This window comes from Mycobacterium sp. SM1, assembly GCF_018361265.1.
Lineage (GTDB): Bacteria > Actinomycetota > Actinomycetes > Mycobacteriales > Mycobacteriaceae > Mycobacterium.
In genome coordinates this window covers 302,590-321,989 of the sequence record NZ_JAFLNH010000004.1, presented here as the reverse complement: position 1 = coordinate 321,989, position 19,400 = coordinate 302,590, and the positions used below count along the sequence as shown (strand labels likewise).

The 19,400-nt window shown below is 65.1% G+C and carries 16 protein-coding genes, 1 tRNA gene and 2 pseudogenes; 11 read left to right on the top strand and 8 right to left on the bottom strand.

Annotated elements, in window-relative coordinates; all coding sequences use genetic code 11:
* Nucleotides 1-3: 3 nt before the first annotated feature.
* The 3 genes from MSM1_RS18105 to MSM1_RS18095 all read right to left on the bottom strand — a co-directional run bounded on the left by MSM1_RS18105 (nt 4) and on the right by MSM1_RS18095 (nt 2,143).
* Nucleotides 4-396: a hypothetical protein gene (locus MSM1_RS18105; RefSeq protein ID WP_213445030.1), complete on the bottom strand. Its 393-nt coding sequence runs from the start codon at nt 394-396 to the stop codon at nt 4-6.
* Nucleotides 393-1,196, bottom strand: a complete 804-nt coding sequence (locus MSM1_RS18100; RefSeq protein WP_213445718.1) for a TetR/AcrR family transcriptional regulator — start codon at nt 1,194-1,196, stop codon at nt 393-395. The genes MSM1_RS18105 and MSM1_RS18100 overlap by 4 nt, the downstream gene beginning before the upstream one ends.
* A 68-nt stretch (nt 1,197-1,264) precedes the next feature.
* Entirely contained in the window at nt 1,265-2,143 is an 879-nt protein-coding gene (locus MSM1_RS18095; RefSeq protein WP_213445028.1) for an SDR family NAD(P)-dependent oxidoreductase, read from the bottom strand.
* Between the two features lie 221 nt (nt 2,144-2,364).
* Here MSM1_RS18095 and MSM1_RS18090 point away from each other — a divergent pair, with 221 nt between their 5' ends.
* On the top strand, nt 2,365-3,762 hold the full coding sequence (locus MSM1_RS18090) for an IS1380 family transposase (protein WP_213445025.1): 1,398 nt from the start codon (nt 2,365-2,367) through the stop codon (nt 3,760-3,762).
* Between the two features lie 199 nt (nt 3,763-3,961).
* On the opposite strand, the pseudogene MSM1_RS18085 reads toward MSM1_RS18090, so the two are convergent.
* Nucleotides 3,962-4,144: pseudogene (locus MSM1_RS18085) on the bottom strand (helix-turn-helix domain-containing protein); the annotation flags it as partial.
* Between the two features lie 170 nt (nt 4,145-4,314).
* On the opposite strand from MSM1_RS18085, the gene MSM1_RS18080 reads away from it, so the two are divergent.
* The 7 genes and pseudogenes from MSM1_RS18080 (at nt 4,315) to MSM1_RS18050 (ending at nt 11,927) form a co-directional block, all read left to right on the top strand.
* Nucleotides 4,315-4,554 (top strand): hypothetical protein, encoded by a 240-nt coding sequence (locus MSM1_RS18080; RefSeq protein WP_213445023.1) that lies wholly within the window; start codon nt 4,315-4,317, stop codon nt 4,552-4,554.
* Nucleotides 4,555-4,989: 435 nt separating this feature from the next.
* On the top strand, nt 4,990-6,129 hold the full coding sequence (locus MSM1_RS18075; RefSeq protein WP_307857431.1) for a DUF4365 domain-containing protein: 1,140 nt from the start codon (nt 4,990-4,992) through the stop codon (nt 6,127-6,129).
* Nucleotides 6,130-6,479: 350 nt separating this feature from the next.
* Nucleotides 6,480-7,624 (top strand): IS3 family transposase gene (locus MSM1_RS18070; protein WP_213445019.1). Its coding sequence is split into 2 segments (ribosomal slippage): nt 6,480-6,747 and nt 6,747-7,624, totalling 1,146 coding nucleotides; the frame shifts between segments, so codons are not numbered across the junction.
* A 354-nt stretch (nt 7,625-7,978) separates the two neighbouring features.
* Nucleotides 7,979-9,217 (top strand): annotated as a pseudogene (locus tag MSM1_RS18065) (IS256 family transposase).
* A gap of 973 nt (nt 9,218-10,190) precedes the next feature.
* Nucleotides 10,191-10,370 (top strand): helix-turn-helix domain-containing protein, encoded by a 180-nt coding sequence (locus MSM1_RS18060; protein WP_236056868.1) that lies wholly within the window; start codon nt 10,191-10,193, stop codon nt 10,368-10,370.
* Between the two features lie 124 nt (nt 10,371-10,494).
* Nucleotides 10,495-11,247: a hypothetical protein gene (locus MSM1_RS18055; protein WP_213445017.1), complete on the top strand. Its 753-nt coding sequence runs from the start codon at nt 10,495-10,497 to the stop codon at nt 11,245-11,247.
* Nucleotides 11,244-11,927, top strand: coding sequence for a site-specific integrase (locus MSM1_RS18050; protein WP_307857455.1), 684 nt, complete (start codon nt 11,244-11,246; stop codon nt 11,925-11,927). Before MSM1_RS18055 ends, MSM1_RS18050 begins: the two co-directional genes overlap by 4 nt.
* A gap of 131 nt (nt 11,928-12,058) precedes the next feature.
* On the opposite strand, the gene MSM1_RS18045 is transcribed toward MSM1_RS18050, so the two are convergent.
* From MSM1_RS18045 to MSM1_RS18030, 4 genes are all read right to left on the bottom strand, one after another.
* A tRNA-Val gene (locus MSM1_RS18045) sits at nt 12,059-12,133 on the bottom strand.
* Between the two features lie 59 nt (nt 12,134-12,192).
* Nucleotides 12,193-12,654 carry a peroxiredoxin gene (locus MSM1_RS18040; protein ID WP_213445013.1) on the bottom strand — a complete coding sequence of 154 codons (462 nt, stop codon included), beginning with the start codon at nt 12,652-12,654 and terminating at the stop codon, nt 12,193-12,195.
* Entirely contained in the window at nt 12,654-13,079 is a 426-nt protein-coding gene (locus MSM1_RS18035; RefSeq protein WP_213445011.1) for a DUF3052 domain-containing protein, read from the bottom strand. Before MSM1_RS18035 ends, MSM1_RS18040 begins: the two co-directional genes overlap by 1 nt.
* A gap of 79 nt (nt 13,080-13,158) precedes the next feature.
* Nucleotides 13,159-13,743: a hypothetical protein gene (locus MSM1_RS18030; protein ID WP_213445009.1), complete on the bottom strand. Its 585-nt coding sequence runs from the start codon at nt 13,741-13,743 to the stop codon at nt 13,159-13,161.
* A gap of 289 nt (nt 13,744-14,032) precedes the next feature.
* Between MSM1_RS18030 and aceE the strand changes: the two genes are divergently transcribed.
* The 3 genes from aceE (at nt 14,033) to MSM1_RS18015 (ending at nt 19,328) form a co-directional block, all read left to right on the top strand.
* Entirely contained in the window at nt 14,033-16,816 is a 2,784-nt protein-coding gene (aceE, locus tag MSM1_RS18025) for a pyruvate dehydrogenase (acetyl-transferring), homodimeric type (protein ID WP_213445007.1), read from the top strand.
* 174 nt (nt 16,817-16,990) lie between these two features.
* Nucleotides 16,991-18,280: a CdaR family transcriptional regulator gene (locus MSM1_RS18020; RefSeq protein ID WP_213445005.1), complete on the top strand. Its 1,290-nt coding sequence runs from the start codon at nt 16,991-16,993 to the stop codon at nt 18,278-18,280.
* 142 nt (nt 18,281-18,422) lie between these two features.
* Nucleotides 18,423-19,328 carry an ACP S-malonyltransferase gene (locus tag MSM1_RS18015; RefSeq protein WP_213445003.1) on the top strand — a complete coding sequence of 302 codons (906 nt, stop codon included), beginning with the start codon at nt 18,423-18,425 and terminating at the stop codon, nt 19,326-19,328.
* The last annotated feature ends 72 nt before the right edge of the window (nt 19,329-19,400 follow it).

Below are 19,400 nucleotides of genomic sequence, written 5' to 3'. Positions count from 1 at the left end.
GTGCTAGTCGTTTGACGGCGGACTGGTCGACACCCACGTCAACGCGGCGACACCCATTTGCACGACGACGCGGACTGGGGCCAGCCGCGGGGCGACCCCGGCCTTGCGGAGGAACTCGGGGTGCCGTATCTGGTCACCGGCGGCAGGCAAGGTGGGCACCAGCATCGCGAGGTTGACCCAGCGTGCGAGCGTCCGCAGTCGCGGGATGAACATGCTGATTCCGCAGACGAATTGAATGATGGTGGCAATCGCGCTGATCCGTTTGCGCCACTGGGCAAGTGGTTCGGGTACAAGTTGTTCGAACCATTCGTGTTTGACGACGTGGGCTATCCCAGCGCCAGTGAACGCCGTACCGAGCAGGATTCGGGCGGTGCGTGTGGGGTCGGTTGTGGTCATCGTGCTCTTTGTCGTTTCCGGGGTGCGGCGGCGACAGCGCGAACGAAGTTGTCAGCGAAGGTGTCGCAGGTCGTGTCGATGTCGGGTAGTTCGATGCCGGGAATGGTCGGTATGGCTGGGCGAAGCAGCATGTGAATCACGACAGGTGCGAGCAACTGGTGGATCAGCAGGGGCAACGGCACGTCGCGGATACGCCCAGCGTCGACTTCGCCGCGCAGCCATCCGCCGATGCTCGCAAGTAGTCGTGGCGCATTGTGTTGCAGTAGGTTCTGGATCGCAGGGCTGCCAGGACGGTTCACTGCTTCGGCCAGGAGGGCGGGAGCGACTCGGGGTTCGCTGTTCAACCTAATGGCGATCAGCCCGCAGAGTTCTCGCACGGTCGAGCGGAGGTCGCCGTGTGTGGTGTCGAAGAAGTCTTCGATGTCCAACAGTGGGCTGTGCCGTTCGAACACTGCTCGCAGAAGTTCGTCACGGCCTGCGAACACCGCGTAGAGGCTGTTCACCGAGCACTGCGCTTGGGCAGCAATGGCTTCGAGGGTCGCCGACGCGAGTCCGCTGGCGCTAATCAGCGCCGCCGCGGCGTCGAGTGCGCGGATACGCACCGGCGCTTGCCCGCCTGGATCGACACCCGCTGCGCGGACCGCTTGGTCGAGGGCGCCACGCGAACCACCGAGTCGACGGATCAGGGTGCTCCGGGAGACACCCGCTTCGCGGGCGATGGCGATGACGGGCACATCGGCAACGTCCTTGCCCAGGGTGCGAGCGGCCCGCAAGGCTGCCTGCACCAGATCGTCACCCACGGTGGAGAAGTCCTCGGCGAGTGCGGTATCCGCGTTCGCGTTGGTGGTCTTCTGGGACATGGGTGGCGTCACCGCAGGCTTTGCGCGCCATCAACGACGACATTGGCACCGCTGACGTAGCTGCCTAGATCGGAGGCGAGAAACAGCACGGCCTTGGCGATTTCATCGGGCCAGCCCGGTCGTCCCAGCGGCATCATCGTGGTCAGCATCTGGATGAACCCACCGGACTCGACCGCACCCTGCAAGCGGGCCAGGGTGGCAGAAGCCTCGGTAGGCACCTGAGCGGCGGCGAACGTACCGTCGCGCAACATCGCGAGCCGTTCCTCGGTGATGGTCGAACCGGGAGTCACGGCGTTGACCAGAATCTGGTGTGGTGCCAACTCTTTGGCCAGATTCTGGGTGGCCGCCCACAAGCCTGCTTTGGCGGAGGCATAAGCCGCCAACGGACCCATCGGCTTGAACGCATCCACGGAGAGCAAGTTGATGATCCGGCCACCGCCGCCCGCCGCGATCATCGCCTTCGCGGCGTATTGCGCGAGGAAGAACGCCCCTTTGAGGTCGGCACCGACCACGCTGTCGAACAATTCTTCGGAGGTGTCCAATGCAAACGACGGTGTGTACAGAGCAGCGTTGTTGACGAGGATGTCCACTCTGCCGAAACGCTGGACTGCCGAGTCAATCACCTGCTGCGAGTCCCCGAGCCGGCTGATGTCGGCCTGAATGCCCACTGCTACGTATCCGGCAGCAGACAACTCCCGCTCCACTGCGGCTAGCGCCTCGGCTCCGCGTCCGGTGAACACCACGGCAGCACCGGCCTGCGCGAGTCGAAAAACGGTCGCCTCACCTAGACCGCGACTGCCGCCGGTCACGACGGCGCACTTGCCTTGCAAGGAGAGCAACTGGTCGAAGGGTCCGGGTGGCGGAATGGTCGGCAATGACGCGGTCATCGTTGACTCTCAATCATCGGCGGGATGCTGGAACTGGGCTAACTGTAGGCATTACTCATGTATCAGGCAAGATGCGACGGAAAGTTCGTTGGTGGTCATTAGCCCCGATTTTTCGCGCAACTTGGCGTGACACGCTGTTGAATTAGCGAAAGCGCCTGTCCTGCAAGGGATAATGGGACTTAGGCAGGGTCCATCATTTCCGAAGCGGAGGCACTTTCTAGGTGAAGGGTAGCGCAGGGGTCTCTCGGGTGAAAGTTTCGGCGGACGGCCATGGTGTGGTGTCGCACGCCGGTGTGGGCATGGTGCGTGAGGTTGCCGATCTGACCGGGCTGTCGGCGCAGGTCACCGAGGCGTTGGCCGACACCTATAGGGGGCCGTGGATTCATGCCCCCGGTGATGTGTTCGCCGATCTGGTGGCCGCGGTCGCCGACGGCGCGGACTGCGTGGATGGGGCCGGTCAACTGTGGGGCGACCGCGAGCAGGCGTTCGGGCCGGTGGGTTCGACGAGCACGCTGTGGCGTCTTGTCGATGAGCGCATCGACGCCGCTCACCTACCGCGGATCCGGGCTGCTCGTGCCCACGCCCGCGAGCAGGCCTGGGCCGCCGGCGCCGCCCCCGACCGTGAGGGCTGGCTGCACCTGGATGTCGATGCCACCATCTGCGTCGAGCATTCCGACAACAAAGAAAACGCCGCGGCGACCTGGAAAAAGACCTTCGGGTTTCACCCGCTGCTGGTGTTTTTGGACCGACCCGACATCGCCGGCGGGGAGGCGCTGGCCGGGCTGCTGCGGGCCGGCAACGCCGGGTCCAACACCACCGCCGATCACATCAGCGTGCTCGAGCAGGCGCTGGCGTCGCTGCCGGTGGCCTTTCGGCCCGGCCCCGATAACCCCGATGCCCCCAAGGTGTTGATCCGCTCGGATTCGGCCGGGGCCACCTACGGGTTCGCGGCGGCCTGCCGCGCAGCAGGGGTGGGGTTTTCTTTGGGCGCCACGATCGACGCGCCGGTCCGCGATGCCGCTGCGATGCTCACCGCCACCAACAGCTGGTATCCGGCCATCGAAACCGGTGGCGGCATCCGCGAGGGCGCTTGGGTGGGCGAGGCCACCGAGCTGGTCGATTTGACCAAATGGCCACCCGGCACCCGGTTGATCCTGCGCAAGGAACGCCCGCACCCCGGCGCGCAACTGACGTTCACCGACTCCGACGGGCACCGCATCACCGGGTTTCTCACCGACACCGCCGATGGGGTGATTCCGGGCCGGCTCGCTGGGCTGGAACTACGGCATCGCCAACACGCCCGCGTGGAAGACCGCATCCGCCAAGCCAAAGCCACCGGCCTGCGTAACCTACCGTTTCACTCGTTTGCCGCCAACGCGGCCTGGCTGCAAATCATCATGGCCGCAACCGATCTGATCGCCTGGGCCAAACTCATCGGCTTCACCGACAATGCCGAGCTGGCGCGCTGCGAGATCGACACCTTCCGCTACCGGGTGCTGCACGTCGCCGCCCGCCTCACCCGCGGCGCCCGCCAACTACGGCTACGCATCGACGCCACCTGGAGCTGGGCGCAGGCGATCACCACCGCCTGGACCCGCATCCGCGCCGCATTCACCTAACCGCAAAACCCCAGTTCCGACCAGACGAAAGACCCCACCGGCCTTAGGAAAGCCCGCCCCACCGGAGCGACACCGGCCGATTCGTCACACCCACCTGCCACAATCGACATCACCAGTCGGCCAGCAACCGGCTCCGAGCAGCCCCGCCAGGCCGCGCGAAAAATCGAGGTTAGCATCGCCGGACCGCCCCGCGCCTAGCTCAGACGTCGGACTCCTGCGCCAGGACGCGGTAAACGGTGGCGCGCGAGACACCGAGCGCGGAGGCAATCGTGGTGGCGGATTCGCCGTTGGCATGCATCCGTTGCGCCAGTGCCGTCTTGGAGTCGTCGAGCGCCTTCGGGTGACCGATGGACTGCCCGCGAGCCCGTCGCGCATCGCGTGATGTCAGCGGTATGTCTGAGTCGCCGTGACACCGGGCACGTGCGGCGGGATCAGCTTACTTCGCCGCTGCAGACAGAAGCGAGGGAACCCATGACCATGGCTCCGCATCTCCGGCTGCCCTTCGACCCAACGGCCGTGGCTCAGCAGTGCGACCAGCGCCACGGCCCCTGGATGACCCTGCCGGAGTCCTTCCATTGGGCTGTATGGGCGGCGGAGGGATCGGACTACCCCGAAAAGCTCGATACCAGTCACCCAGGCAGCGGCGCTCACGTTCAGCCCACCAACACCCACCCAGACCTGGTCGATATCTCACACGTCCGCTGGGCAACCGCGAACGCCATCACCGCCATCGACCTTTGCGCGGCAACCGCAGGACATCTGTTCTGCGGCATTACGGTCCGCCGGAGCTGAGCCTGCGTGACTTCGATCTGAGATCAAATCGCCCAAAGCGGTCTCGAGCGCGCTGGCGCAAGGTGCGCGCCGCGATGAAGTGGGTTCTGCACCAGCCCCCAGCAACCCGCTCCGCGACGCACGATCACTCAGAGCGTTGTTGCCGTCGACGTTCCTCAATTGGGTCATAGGCACATTGCAAGACCCGCTCTACCAGGAGCTGCGCCGAGCGCAGAACCCGCTTACGCACTCCTGGCTGACGCGGATACCCCACAGGGGGACGCCCCCTGGGAATCGGACTCAGTTCGACGTACGAAACGCTGGGCGTCACAATGCCCGCGACTTGGTCGAAAAATCGGCGTCACTAGCAATCGATCGAGTGCGAGCATTCCTTGAGGTTGTGAATCAGCACTGACCACACCGCAACGACTGGCCCGCGCCGCGCGCTCAAGCTGGGTGAGCGCTCGCCGTCGTGTGCGCATTCCTAGCCGCAGCAGGTTTCTAGAAGGGGATCCCGTTCGACCGTGGCAAAACAGGCAAGCGTGCAGGAAACCGTCGGAACAACGGGCCAAACGCCGGGTGGAGTCCCAGTTCAAAGGGTTGAACTGGGGTGTGGCTTCCAACCCGTATCACGACTTGGAGACAGACCTTTGGCTCATGGCCCGTGACGACCGCCGCTTCGACCTCGGTCTGCTCGTAGGTGCACAGGTAAAGACGAGTCAGACGAGATCTGCGACATCCAAGTATTTCAAAGAGCCCAAACGCGAAAACGGCAAGATTGTGGGCTGGTGGTACCGCGAATCGTTGCCCGAAGACCACTTCGACTACTGGATCAAGCACTCCATCCCGCACATCGTCGTGCTGCACGACCTCAAGTCTGGAAAGTCGTACTGGGTGCACGTCACAAAGGAGGCAATCACAAGGACTAAGTCTGGCACCAAGATCCTCGTACCGAAAAGCCAGAAGGTCAATGCGGCCACCGTAGGCGAGCTTCTCGACGTCGCCATCGGCCAGCGCGGCAGAAACGGCACGTGGGAAGGCTCCAACTGGCCAGACATCGCAGCGTTAGGACCCGAGGACCGACTCCGATACGGGCTACTTACCCCCCGTCTAATGGCCAAGCGGCACGCACCCAGAGTTCGCAGCGATGAGAACCCTTGGGAGGCGATCGCAATGTTGGTCCAAACTCGACTCTTCGAACTAGATGGAAATCGCGAAATCGCCGAACACCTTCCAGGGATCGAACCACCACCATTTCTGTCGGCCGACGAAGCGCGCGCCGCGAGCGAGTGGGAGTGGAACCTCTACGGCGATCTCCATCGCTACCTGCACGATGGTGACCCCGACATCTTCCAGCCACTCATCGAGGCAGCGCCCTTGAACTCCGCGCAGCGCGCGGCCGCCGTCGTTCTCCGCACCGCAACGTTGATCGAGCGGGGCAGAGTCGCTGAGGCGCTCAAGCTGTCCGCTGACGAGTTGTCCCGCGCCCCCGAGCTCGACCCCGTGAATTTCGCGTGGATCGAAGTGCAACACGCGCGGTGCTTACTCGAAGTCGGTGAGTACAAGAAAGCACGACGACTAGCAATCCGCGTTTAAGGGATCCAAGCTGCTGCCGCGGTTGATCCCACCGCCATGGCAATCGCGGCCAGTGCTGCCGGCATTCTCTTCCGCGCCAGCGGCTGGCTGCAACAACCAAATTCAGGCTCCGTGTCGACCAACGATACAGCGGCAGCCTGGTGGCGAAACCAGACCATTGCATACGGCTTGGAGACATTCCTCATACGGCTTGGAGACATTCCTCAACGACCGATTCGCCTTATGGGCCGCTGAAAGTACCGACGAACCTCGACATTTCAGCGATACTGGGGTGTTCCCGGTGAATGAGTCCGCCTTGTTTTAGAGTCCTGTGGCCCCCGTGGATGGGGTTGGAAGGGACGATGAAACACATGGCTGGTCGGAAGCGGCATTCCGCGGAGGACATCGTGCGCAAGCTGCGCCGTGCGGATGAGCTGGGGGCGGCAGGCAAGACCGGTGAGGAGATCGCCGCCGAGCTGGAGGTGTCGCCGGCGACGCTGTATAACTGGCGGCGCACCTATGGCGGGATGGATATCAATGCCGCCAGGCAGCTCAAGGAGTTGCGGGAGCAGAACGCGAGGTTGAAGCGGCTGCTGGCCGAGGCGGAGTTGGAAAAGGATGCGTTGCGGGAGGTCGCGAAGGGAAAATTCTGAGCCCGGCCGCCAAGCGTCGCGCCGTGGACATGCTCAAAGAGGTGTTGAGCATGTCGGAGCGGTTGGCGTGCAAGGCGGTTGGGCTGGCTCGTTCTACCTACCGGCGCACTCCGGTCGCGCAGACCCCGGCCGACCCGGATGCCGATCTGCGGGCCTGGCTGCGCGCCTATGCCACCAAACATCCGTGCCATGGGTTTCGGCGCGCCTGGGCGGCGTTGCGCCACGATGAGGGCCGTGAGGTCAACAAAAAGAAGGTCCACCGGCTGTGGCGTGAGGAAGGACTGCAGCGGCGGGCGCATTCGCCGCGTAAGCGCGCGGGGGTGTCGTCGGCGCCGCAGGTCGTCGCGGACGCACCCAAGGTCGTGTGGGCGCTGGATTTTCAGTTCGACTCCACCATCGACGGCAAGGCCGTCAAGATCGCGTCGATGGTCGACGAGCACACCCGCGAATCGCTGCTGAACATCGTGGAGCGCTCGATCACCGGCGAGCGTCTCGTCGATGAACTCGAGCGGGTGTTCGCCACCGCCGGTGGACCGCCGCTGGTGCTGCGCATGGACAACGGCCCGGAGATGATTTCGCAAGCGCTGCACCAGTTTTGTGACGGCACAGTCGGATTGTCCTACATTCCACCCGGCGCGCCGTGGGACAACGCCTACATCGAATCGTTCAACAGCAGGCTCAGGAAGGAGTGCCTCAACCGCAACCACTGGACCAACCTGCTGGAGGCCCGAGTAGTCATCGGCGACTTCAAGCACGAACATAATCACCGGCACCGTCACTCCGCACTGGGCTACCTCACCCCGGCCGAGTATGCTGCCCGATGCAGCCACACCCACACCCCTGTGGCCTGCGAAATCAACTGAATCCAGAACAACAAAACCCGACTCTAGAACCGGGTGGACTCAGTATCGGGGACTCGCCAATACCTGGCACCGGTTACGAACCGCCACACTACTCAGCGGTTTCGCTGGCGATCACCCTTCCTGGCGGGCCGAATATTCACACCTTGCTCAGTACACACTGCAGGCTCGCCCAGCCGGTCAGCTGTCGAGCGAAGCATACGAGGGCTTACTAACTGATCTGAGAGTCGTGGGCGACGCTCATGTCCCAAGGTGTGGTGTAAATGGGGCCGGCGTGTCGGTGCCAAGGTAGGAGGGGCCATCGCGTGAGTCTCTGTGGTGAAACGACCAAGTATCACGACCGAGAGGAACATCGCGATGGCCCTGGAGCAGTCTGCCTTGTTGGAGATGCTGGATGCACTGCGCAATGCCGATGCTGCTGACCGCATTAGGCAGGCTGCCGAGACCATCTATCAGGCGTTGATCGAAGCGGAGTTGACCGCACTGATCGGCGCTGGCCCGCATGAGCGCACCCAGACGCGTACCAATCAGCGCAATGGAGGGCGGCCGCGAACACTTTCAACCATCGCTGGGGATTTGAAGTTGCGCATCCCCAAGCTGCGCACCGGCTCGTTCTTCCCGGCGCTGTTGGAGCGGCGCCGCCCAGTGGATCAGTGCTTGTTCGCGGTGGTGATGGAGGCTTACCTGCATGGCAGCTCGACCCGCAAGGTCGACGATCTGGTCAAGGCGCTCGGCGCCGATAGCGAGATCTCCAAAAGCGAGATGTCGCGCATCTGCGCCGATCTGGATACCGAGGTGGCCGCCTTCCGCGATCGACCGTTGTCCGATCAGCGCTTCCCGTAGGTGTTGCTCGACGCCACCTACTGCAAAGCTCGGGTCAACCATCGGGTGGTGTCTCAAGCGGTGGTGATCGCCACCGGGTGGCCGCCGATGGGCGCCGTGAGGTGCTCGGCTTCGAGGTCGGCGATTCGGAGGACGGCGCGTTTTGGACGGCGTTTCTGCGCTCCCTGAAGACACGCGGCCTGTCGGGGGTGCAGCTGGTGATCTGCGATGCCCATGCCGGGCTGCGCGCGGCGATCGAGGCGTCCTGATCGGGGCGAGCTGGCAAAGATGTCGCGTGCATTTCCTGCGTACCGTGTTGGCCCAAGTCCCTAAGCTACGGGCTCGGCCGAGATGGTGGCCGCGGCGATCCGCACCATCTTCGCCCAACCCGACGCCGAGCACGTGCGCGAGCAGCTCGACACCATCGCGCACATGCTTGGCCGTCAACTGCCGAAGGTGGAAACCATGCTGCGCGAGGCCGGCGATGACATCACCACCTTCGCCGATTTCCCTGTGCCACATTGGAAAAAGATTTGGTCGACCAATCCACTCGAGCGGTTAAATAAAGAGATCAAGCGCCGAACCGACGTCGTGGGCGTCTTCCCCAACCCGGCAGCCCTGCCGCGGCTGGCCGGCTCCGTTCTCGTCGAGGCCCACGACGAATGGCAAGTCGCCGACAAACGCTACCTGTCCGAGACCACCCTGGCCCTACTCCACACCAAAGACGATTCCCACGACCAACCCGTTGCGCAGCCCGCCGCAATCACGGCATAGTGAAAAACCGCAGAGCCTCAAGCGAAACGCCAGCTCGACTGACACCACTCCACGGGGCGTGGCCGCGGGCGACGAAGATAGCATCAAGCAATGCGCTGAGAAACTGCTAATGGCTGGTCCGCAAGATGCTTTTCGCCGCGCGTGTAAGTCGATCAGTCTGCTTGAGTCGATACACAGCACGGGCCTCTCGGACCTCAAGCTCGTCGCTTCGGCAGCAGAGGTCGTCGAACAAGAGCAAGCAGACCAACATGTGCGGATGCGGTTGACATCCTCACAGATCAAAAGGGCTACGCAAAGAGAGTGCAACCCACATTCCTCATTCACCACTACGTGCTGGAGACACTCGACGCACTAATAAGAGACTCCCGGCATCGACGCCCGGGCGCCGCGTATTCATAGACTTCTTTCTGTCCCGCCCAGCCATCACTGACCAATCGTTCGCCAACTCGCTCGTACGAGTCCTCAGGGCGATTCCCGAAGATGATTGGACGGAAGACGATCTCGACCAGTTACGGCTGTCGTGTCCAACGCACTACAAATCAGTATTACACCACTTGTGCCAATGTGCCATGCAGTTTTCGGGGCGATGATCGATACTGGGATCCAGTGACACGGGTCAGTCTAAGTGTAACGGAGACAGTGGTTTTGGGATATTATGGGAAGTATCCGGATTGTGGATTGCGACGGGGTTGGGGATTAGCGGGGTGCTCGAGTGTGCCGGGTCTAGCGGAGGGAGTGCGGCCACCCCGATGTGCGCGAAGGCGCTGCCGAGCGAACCCACGAACCGGGCGCCAAAATTGTGCATGAAGCGTCATTGCAGAGAATTACAGTGGTGTTGTGAGCTTTGGTGGGACCAAGGCGATCAACGGCTCTCCGGCGCGAAGCCGACTGGGCTCGACAACCTCATACAGCGCGTGGAGCTCGTCCGACAGCCTCTTATTCGACACGACTCTTTGGAGGGTGGTGAATAAAATTGGAAGAAAACGTATTCAACGATCGGCCCCTTCTGCTCGCAGTGCCCCGAGCCGCGCAGCTGCTGGGAATCAGCCGGGCTGCGGCCTACCGGCTGGCAGCCTCCGGAGACCTGCCGGTTCGCCGGCTCGGCGGCCGCGTCTACGTCATGACCGCCGGCCTTCGTGAGCTAGCCTCGTGAAAGCCTCTGTGTACCAGCAGGTTCCCAAGTGGTACTACAAATTCCGCGTTCGCCAGCGTGATCCGTCGACTGGCAATTACCCATGGATCACCGAGGGGCGCACGACCACGAGCAGACGCCAATCATGAACACCGAGACACAGCCCACCAAGATCGCCGCCGCTAGGCGCACCCGGCGCGCCGAGCCGATCACGAAGCGCACCGCGAAGAACGGCACGGTGAGCTACGAGTTCCGCGCCGATGTCGGCGTCAAACCAGATGGCAGCAGGGATAGAAGGCGGTTCACGTTCCCCACGTATGCCGAGGCGCGCCGCGAATACCGGAAGATCAGCTCCCAGGTCGCGGCGGGCACCTACACCGCCCGGACGGATATCACCGTGGACGAGGCGTGCGATGCGTGGCTGGCCGGTCGCCGAGGCATCCGCCAGGTGACGCGTTACAGCTACGAGATGGACCTGAAACCCGTCCGGCGCTACCTCGGCGGCAGGAAGCTTCAGCAGCTCACTAAGGCCGACGGAGATGCTCTGGTGCGGTGGCTGCTGACCGAGGCGCGCACGTCACCCCGCCACTACCGGGCCGATTCGCTGGCTGGCCGGGTGGTCACGCTGGTGTCCGAACACCCCGAGGGGATCACCGCCGCTGAGCTGACCGCCGCACTGTCCGGTGGGGACGTGCACTCGGCTCTGTCCGCGCTGCTGGCCACCGGGCGGCTCAGCGGCTCACCCGCATACGGCGGGGTGTGTACGCGCCCACCGAGCCCGCGACCGCCGCCGCTGAGAAACAGCGTCTCAGCCCGCAGACAGTCCGTTCAACCCTCACGACGTTCGGCGCGGTTGTCCAGAGCTACATGGATCAGGGCGTGTTGCCGCGCAACGTGATTGCGTTGGTTGAACGGCCGAAGGACGCCGACCCCGACGACGCTGCCCCGCTCGCCGAGGACGCCCCCAGCACCGAGCACACGGCCAAGTCGTGGACCCTGGACGAGGTCAGCCAGTTCCGCGAGTCGGTACGTGATCACCGGCTATTCGCGTGCTGGCTGCTGTCCTGCTACGGATTGCGCCGGTCCGAAGTGCTCGGCCTGCGGTGGAGCGCAGTCGATCTCAACACCGGCACGCTGTCGGTCCGGCGGGGTCGGGTCGCTGTGGGCGGTGACGCGATAGAGGGTGCGCCCAAGTCACGCCGCAGCCGCCGCGACCTACCTTTACCGGCGGACGTGACCGAGGCTCTGCGGGCGCTGCGCCACCGGCAGCCGACCGAGGCTATGGAACTGGGTCTCGGGTGGTCCGATGATCGCCTGGTGGCGGTGCAGGAGGACGGCACACCGCTGCGCTCCGAGGGGTACACCGACGAGTTTCAGCGGTTGCGCATGCGAGCGGGACTGCCCCGTATTCGCCTGCACGGGCTGCGGAACACCAGCGTCAGCCCCATGCTCGACCAAGGTCACCCGCCGCACATCGTCGCGGGCTGGCATGGCCATGACCCAGCGGTGGCGCTGTCGATCTATGCCGACGTCAAGGCCGACGAGCTGCGCGCGGTGGGCGCGTCGCTGTTCGGGTGATCCGTTGGGCCACTGGCCCGGTACTCGCAACGGCGCTGCCCGCTTGGGACGCTCTTGGGACACTGGGCACTTGGCAGGCACCCCAGCATCGTCCGCGGTGTCCCGAAAAATGTTTTGACCTGTATGAACGCTGGTGGGCGCGGACGGGATCGAACCGCCGACCGCTGGTGTGTAAAACCAGAGCTCTACCACTGAGCTACGCGCCCATGCCGCGCACGCCATCCGCCGAAGCGTCACCCGCCTAACGGGCACCCACAAACGCCCCTCAGCCTTTCAGCGCTGCCAGCGCGTCGCTCCACAGCCGCTGATCGCGGGCTTCCCCGGGCTGCTTCATCTCGGCAAACCGGATGATCCCCGACCGATCGACGACGAAGGTACCGCGGTTGGAAAAACCGGCGTCGTCGTTGAACACACCGTAGGCCTGGCTAACGGCGCCGTGCGGCCAGAAGTCAGACAACACCGGAAACAGAAAGCCGTTCTCGGTCGCCCACACCTTGTGGGTGGGCGGCGGGCCCACCGAAATGGTCAGCACCGCGCTGTCGTCGTTGTCGTAATCGGGCAGGTGATCGCGCAGCTGGTCCAGCTCGCCCTGGCAAATCCCGGTAAACGCCAACGGGAAAAACACCAGCAGCACGTTTTTGGCGCCCCGGTAGTCGCTCAGGGTGACCGGCTGCTGGTTCTGGTCGCGCAGTGTGAAGTCCGGGGCGGGAGTTCCGACGGGGAGCATCAGCGCTTTCCCGCCCGCGACTTGGGCTGCACCAATCGGCTGCCGCTCCAGTCCCCGAGGTTTACCGACGAGGTGGGCATCAGTCCCGCGGTGGGCGCCGACTCCGCGATCTCGGCCGGCAGCACGTGGCCGGGCCTTCCGGTCTTGGGGGTCAACACCCAGATCACGCCGTCTTCGGCAAGCGCGGTGATGGCGTCCATCAGGGTGTCCACCAAGTCCCCGTCGCCGTCACGCCACCACAGCAAAACGACGTCCACAACCTCGTTGGTGCTGCCCTCGTCGAGTAACTCGGCACCGCATGCCTCCTCGACAGCGGCCCGGATGTTGTCGTCGGTGTCCTCGTCCCAGCCCCACTCCTGGACAACTTGGCCTTTGCGGATGCCAAGCTTGCGGGCGTAGTTCGGGGCGTCATCCGCCGCGACCACCGTGGGACCTCCTTAACCGTCCGTGCGTCGTGCGATGGGCATTATCGTTGCACAGCGCGACGCCGCCCACACGGCCGACTCAGGATGCGGCGAGGCACGCCCGCACCGCTTTCGCCTTGGCCTCGTTGAACCGATCGACGCGGCGGTTGAACTCCGAGGTCGACGCGTGCACGGCGATGGCAGTTGCCACCGCGCGAGCCGCGTCGGCATAGGCCTCAAGCGCGCCGCGCAGCTGCGGCGACAGGGCGCTGCCCAGGCTCGCGGCCACCGCGTCGGCACTGCTGTTAAGCGCATCTATGGCCGGGCCTTCGGCCGGGGCGGTGTCACGACCTTCGTTGAACGCCCCGACGAACTCATTCACCTTGTCGGTGGCGGCCTTGCCGGTAGTGGCAAGCGACTCGCATGCGGCGCGCACGGCCCGGGTCGTCAGCGACTGCTGTCGTTGGGACTCCCGAATTCTCGACGTCGCCGACGACGCCGACACCGACGCGGACACCGATGACCGATAGGCGGGGGCCATCGCCGTGTCGACTGTCGCGGTGCCCTCGGTAATGCTGGTGCACCCGGCCACCACGTTGATCACAGCCATCAACACCACCGCAACGCAGCCCAGCACCAGCGCCCCCGCCCGGATGCGGACCCGGGCACACCAACCGATCGCCACAGCCCGTGACGTTACCGGTTCGGGTCTCCCAGGGCCCCGGCCCATCAGCGCGCCCGGGTGGTCGGGCCCGGTTTGATCGCCCGGCGCGGTCGTTGCGGCGTGGCACGGCGCTCCGGCCCCGCGACGGCACCCGGCGGCGCCGCGCCCGGGGTCTGAGCGCCGTTGCGCGCCCGGTGTCCGGGTGCGGCACGATGGAGAGCAAACTCAGATTCCCGCGAGCCCGAGATTTCGTGGCTGCAGCCGACGAGCAGAAGGACAAGCAGATGAGCCGCCGACCAAGGAGCGGAAGTTGACAACCGAGTTCGTGCGTCACAATTTGGCTAAGCACCCAAGCAGCGCAAGCGAACCCGGCCGCGTTCGGGTGATCCGCGAAGGCGTCGCGTCCTACCTGCCCGATATCGACCCCGAGGAAACCGCCGAGTGGCTGGAGTCCTTCGACGAGCTGCTGGCGCGTTCCGGGCCGGCGCGCGCCCGCTACCTGATGTTGCGACTGCTGGAGCGCGCCGGTGAACAACGGGTCGCCATCCCGGCCCTGACGTCCACCGACTACGTCAACACCATCCCCACCGAGTTGGAGCCGTGGTTTCCCGGCGATGAGGACATCGAGCGCCGCTACCGCAGGTGGATCCGGTGGAACGCCGCCATCATGGTGCACCGGGCTCAGCGCCCGGGCATCTCGGTGGGCGGTCACATCTCGACCTACGCCTCCTCGGCGACGCTCTACGAAGTCGGGTTCAATCACTTTTTCCGCGGCAAATCGCATCCCGGAGGCGGGGACCAGGTGTTCATCCAGGGCCACGCGTCCCCGGGGATCTACGCCCGGGCCTTCCTGGAAGGCCGGCTGTCCGCAGCTCAGCTCGACGGGTTCCGCCAGGAGCACAGCCATCCCGGTGGCGGGCTGCCGTCATATCCGCACCCGCGGCTGATGCCCGAGTTTTGGGAATTTCCCACCGTGTCCATGGGTCTGGGCCCGATGAACGCCATCTATCAGGCCCGCCTCAACCACTATCTGCATGACCGGGGCATCAAAGACACCTCCGACCAGCACGTGTGGTGCTTTTTGGGCGACGGCGAGATGGATGAACCCGAAAGCCGGGGGCTGCTGCACGTCGCGGCCATCGAAGGCCTGGACAACCTCACGTTCGTGATCAACTGCAACCTGCAGCGCCTCGACGGGCCGGTACGCGGAAACGGCAAGATCATCCAGGAGCTGGAGTCGTTCTTCCGGGGCGCCGGATGGAACGTCATCAAGGTGATCTGGGGACGCGAATGGGATGCGCTGCTGCACGCCGACCGCGACGGCGCCCTGGTCAACCTGATGAACGTCACCCCCGACGGTGACTACCAGACCTACAAAGCCAACGACGGTAGCTACGTCCGGGAGCACTTCTTCGGCCGCGACCCCCGCACGAAAGAATTGGTGAAAAACCTCTCCGACGACGATATCTGGAACCTCAAGCGCGGCGGCCACGACTACCGCAAGGTGTATGCGGCCTACCGCGCCGCGGTCGAGCACAAAGGCCAGCCGACCGTCATTTTGGCCAAGACCATCAAGGGCTACGCGCTGGGCAAGCACTTCGAGGGCCGCATGGCCACCCACCAGATGAAAAAGCTGACGCTGGAGGACCTGAAAGAGTTCCGCGACACTCAGCGGATTCCGATCACGGACGCCGAGCTCGAGGAAAACCCCTACCTGCCACCGTATTACCACCCGGGACCGGATGCTCCGGAAATCCGCTACATGCTCGATCGGCGCCGGGCGCTTGGCGGCTTCCTGCCGGAGCGCCGCACGAAGTCCAGGGCGCTGACGTTACCTGGCCGCGACATCTACCGGCCGCTGAAGAAGGGATCCGGAAATCAACAGGTCGCCACCACCATGGCGACGGTACGTGCATTTCGGGAAGTGTTGCGGGACAAGGAAATCGGCCCGCGGATCGTGCCGATCATTCCCGACGAGGCCCGCACCTTCGGGATGGACTCCTGGTTTCCGAACCTCAAGATCTACAACCGCCTCGGCCAGCTCTACACCTCGGTCGACGCCGACATGATGCTGGCCTACAAGGAAAGCGCCGATGGGCAGATCCTGCACGAGGGCATCAACGAAGCCGGCGCGGTGGCCAGCTTCACGGCCGCCGGCACCTCGTATTCCACACACAACGAGCCATTGATCCCGATCTACATCTTCTACTCGATGTTCGGGTTCCAGCGCACCGGCGACGGCTTGTGGGCCGCCGGCGACCAGATGGCACGCGGGTTCCTGCTTGGCGCCACCGCGGGCCGCACCACCCTGACCGGCGAGGGCCTGCAGCACGCCGACGGGCATTCGCTGCTGTTGGCCAGCACCAATCCGGCGGTGGTCGCCTATGACCCGGCGTTCGCCTACGAGATCGCCTACATCATCGAAAGCGGGCTGGCCAGGATGTACGGGGAAAACCCAGAGAACGTGCTCTTCTACATCACGGTCTACAACGAGCCGTATGTGCAGCCGCCCGAGCCGGAGAACTTCGACCCCGAAGGACTGCTGCGCGGCATCTATCGCTACCAGCCGTCCGCGCAGCCCGGCAGCCGCACCGCGCACATCCTGGCGTCCGGGGTGGCGCTGCCCGAGGCGTTGCGAGCGGCGGGAATGCTGGCCGCCGACTGGGACGTCGCAGCCGACGTGTGGTCGGTGACCAGCTGGAGCGAGCTCAACCGCGACGGGGTGGCCGGGGAGACCGAACGGCTGCGTCACCCGGACCGACCCGCCCGGGTACCCTACGTGACCCAGGTCTTATCCGAGGCCCGCTCGGATCGCCCCGGCCCGGTGATCGCGGTGTCGGACTGGATGCGCGCCGTGCCCGAGCAGATCCGGCCTTGGGTGCCCGGCACCTATGTCACCCTGGGTACCGACGGGTTCGGCTTTTCCGACACCCGGCCCGCCGCGCGCCGCTACTTCAATACCGACGCGGAATCGCAAGTGGTCGCGGTGCTAGAGGCGCTGGCCCGCGACGGCGTGATCGACCCGTCGGTGCCGGTCACGGCGGCCCGCCAATACCAGATCGACAGCGTTCCGCCCGCGTCGGAGCCGACGTAACCACCCAAGGGCACCCAAGAGCACCCGAGGGACACCCAAGGGGACACCCAAGAGGCACCCGTCGCGTGACTGAGGAGCGCGCACACCACGCCGGTGACGCGATCCGCTGGGAGCTTGCCCGGCAGGCTCTAGGCCTTGGCGAATGATGCCAGAGATTTCACGTAGTTTTTAGGGATGAGCGACAACCAGTTTGCCCTACCGCGCTCCCCACTGGAGCTGTTGGACACCGTGCCGGAGTCCCTGCTGCGGCGGCTGAAGCAGTACTCGGGCCGGCTGGCCACCGAGGCCGTTTCCGCAATGCAGGAGCGGCTGCCATTCTTCGCCGAGCTGGAAGCATCGCAGCGCGCCAGCGTGGCACTGGTGGTGCAGACCGCGGTGGTGAACTTCGTCGAGTGGATAAAAGACCCCCACAGCAATGTCAGCTACACCGCGAAGGCCTTCGAGCTGGTGCCCCAGGATCTGACTCGGCGGATCGCCCTGCGTCACACCGTCGACATGGTGCGAGTCACCATGGAGTACTTCGAAGAAGTCGTCCCGATGCTGGCCCGTTCGGACGAGCAATTGACCGCGCTCACGGTGGGCATCTTGAAGTACAGCCGCGACCTGGCCTTCACCGCCGCCTCGGCCTATGCCGACGCGGCCGAGGCGCGGGGCGCGTGGGACAGCCGCATGGAGGCCAGCGTCGTGGACGCCGTGGTGCGCGGTGACACCGGGCCCGAGCTGCTGTCCCGCGCGGCGGCACTGAGCTGGGATACCACCCAACCGGCGACGGTGGTGGTGGGGACCCCCGCGTCCGGGCGCGAGCTGCACGCCAGCCAGGACGTCCGCGATGTCGCCGCCCGCCACGGGCGCGCGGCGCTCACCGACGTGCACGGCACCTGGCTGGTGGCGATCGTGTCGGGGAAGCTGTCACCGACCGAAAAGTTCTTAGGGGATCTGCTGAACGCCTTCTCCGACGGACCGGTGGTGATCGGGCCGACCGCGCCGATGCTGACCGCCGCCTACCACAGTGCCAGCGAGGCCATCTCGGGTATGAACGCCGTGGCCGGATGGCGTGGCGCGCCGCGCCCGGTGCTCGCGCGCGAGTTGCTGCCCGAACGAGCCCTGATGGGGGATGCGTCGGCGATCGCGGCGCTGCAGACCGACGTGATGCGGCCCCTTGCCGAGGCCGGGCCGACGCTCCTCGAGACGCTGGACGCCTATCTCGACTGCGGTGGTGCGATCGAAGCCTGCGCCCGCAAGTTGTTCGTTCATCCAAACACCGTGCGCTACCGTCTCAAGCGCATCACCGACTTCACCGGCCGCGATCCCACCCAGCCGCGCGATGCGTACATCCTGCGGGTCGCCACCACGGTGGGCCATCTAAGCGCCCAGTCGCATTATCCCGGTTATTCCGGCGCGGGTGGCCGCTCACAACCCGGGGTGGGTGCTGCCGGGCCGTCGAGCGTGCGGCCCGCCCGGTGACGGCGTGTCACCGGTTGCAACAAGGCGGTATCAAACACGTCCCATGCCGCCGTACTTTTAGAGGGTATCTACAAGAACATAAGACGAGGTTCATAATCTCTTACACCCCGTAAAACCGTCTTCACAGTGTTCTCTTAAACACGTGATTGCGTTGCTGGCGCCGGGACAGGGATCGCAGGTCCCCGGGATGCTGACCCCATGGCTGGAACTACCGGGAGCCGCCGACCAGATCGCGTCCTGGTCGACGGCCAGCGGCCTGGATTTGGCGCGCCTGGGCACCGTCGCCCCGGCCGAGGAGATTACCGACACCGCCGTCACCCAACCCCTGGTCGTGGCGGCCACGCTGCTGGCATATCAGGAGCTGACCAAGCGTGTCGCGCTGCCCCAGCGGCCCATCGTGGCCGGCCACTCCGTCGGCGAGATCGCGGCCTACGCAATCGCCGGAGTGTTCTCAGCCGACGACGCCGTCGCGCTGGCCGCCACCCGTGGCACCGAAATGGCCAAGGCCTGCGCCACCGAGCCGACCGGGATGTCCGCGGTTCTCGGCGGCGACGAAGCCGAGGTGCTGGCCCGCCTCGAGGAGCTCGACCTGGTCGCCGCTAACCGCAACGGCGTCGGTCAGATCGTCGCAGCCGGCCGGCTGACCGCGCTGGACAAGCTCGCCGAGGACCCGCCGGCTAAATCCCGGGTGCGCCCCCTGGGGGTGGCCGGAGCGTTCCACACCAAGTACATGGCGGGCGCCCTCAGCGGCTTCGCCGCCGCGGCGGCGAAGGTCGTAACCGCCGAGCCCACCGCCACCCTGTTGTCCAACCGCGACGGAAAGCCGGTATCTTCAGCGGCAGAGGCAATGGAAAAACTGGTCGCGCAGCTCACCCGGCCGGTGCGCTGGGACTTGTGCACCCAGACGTTGCGTGAGCACAACGTGACAGCGATCGTGGAGTTCCCGCCCGCGGGCACCCTGACCGGCATTGCCAAGCGCGAGCTTCGGGGCGTCGCGACCCGCGCCCTCAAATCGCCCGCGGACCTGGATGGGGCGGTAGCGCACTAACACCGGCCGCGACAACCACATCCGCTACAACCACAAATCGCACCCATATCGGCAGACAGATCGCGGAGAAGC

Excerpts from the sequence above, each read along its gene's own strand:
- MSM1_RS18105 (WP_213445030.1), bottom strand. The coding sequence starts at position 396 with ATGACCACAACCGACCCCACACGCACCGCCCGAATCCTGCTCGGTACG.
- MSM1_RS18095 (WP_213445028.1), bottom strand. The coding sequence starts at position 2,143 with ATGACCGCGTCATTGCCGACCATTCCGCCACCCGGACCCTTCGACCAG.
- MSM1_RS18080 (WP_213445023.1), top strand. The coding sequence starts at position 4,315 with ATGACCCTGCCGGAGTCCTTCCATTGGGCTGTATGGGCGGCGGAGGGA.
- MSM1_RS18055 (WP_213445017.1), top strand. The coding sequence starts at position 10,495 with ATGAACACCGAGACACAGCCCACCAAGATCGCCGCCGCTAGGCGCACC.
- MSM1_RS18040 (WP_213445013.1), bottom strand. The coding sequence starts at position 12,654 with ATGCTCCCCGTCGGAACTCCCGCCCCGGACTTCACACTGCGCGACCAG.
- MSM1_RS18020 (WP_213445005.1), top strand. The coding sequence starts at position 16,991 with ATGAGCGACAACCAGTTTGCCCTACCGCGCTCCCCACTGGAGCTGTTG.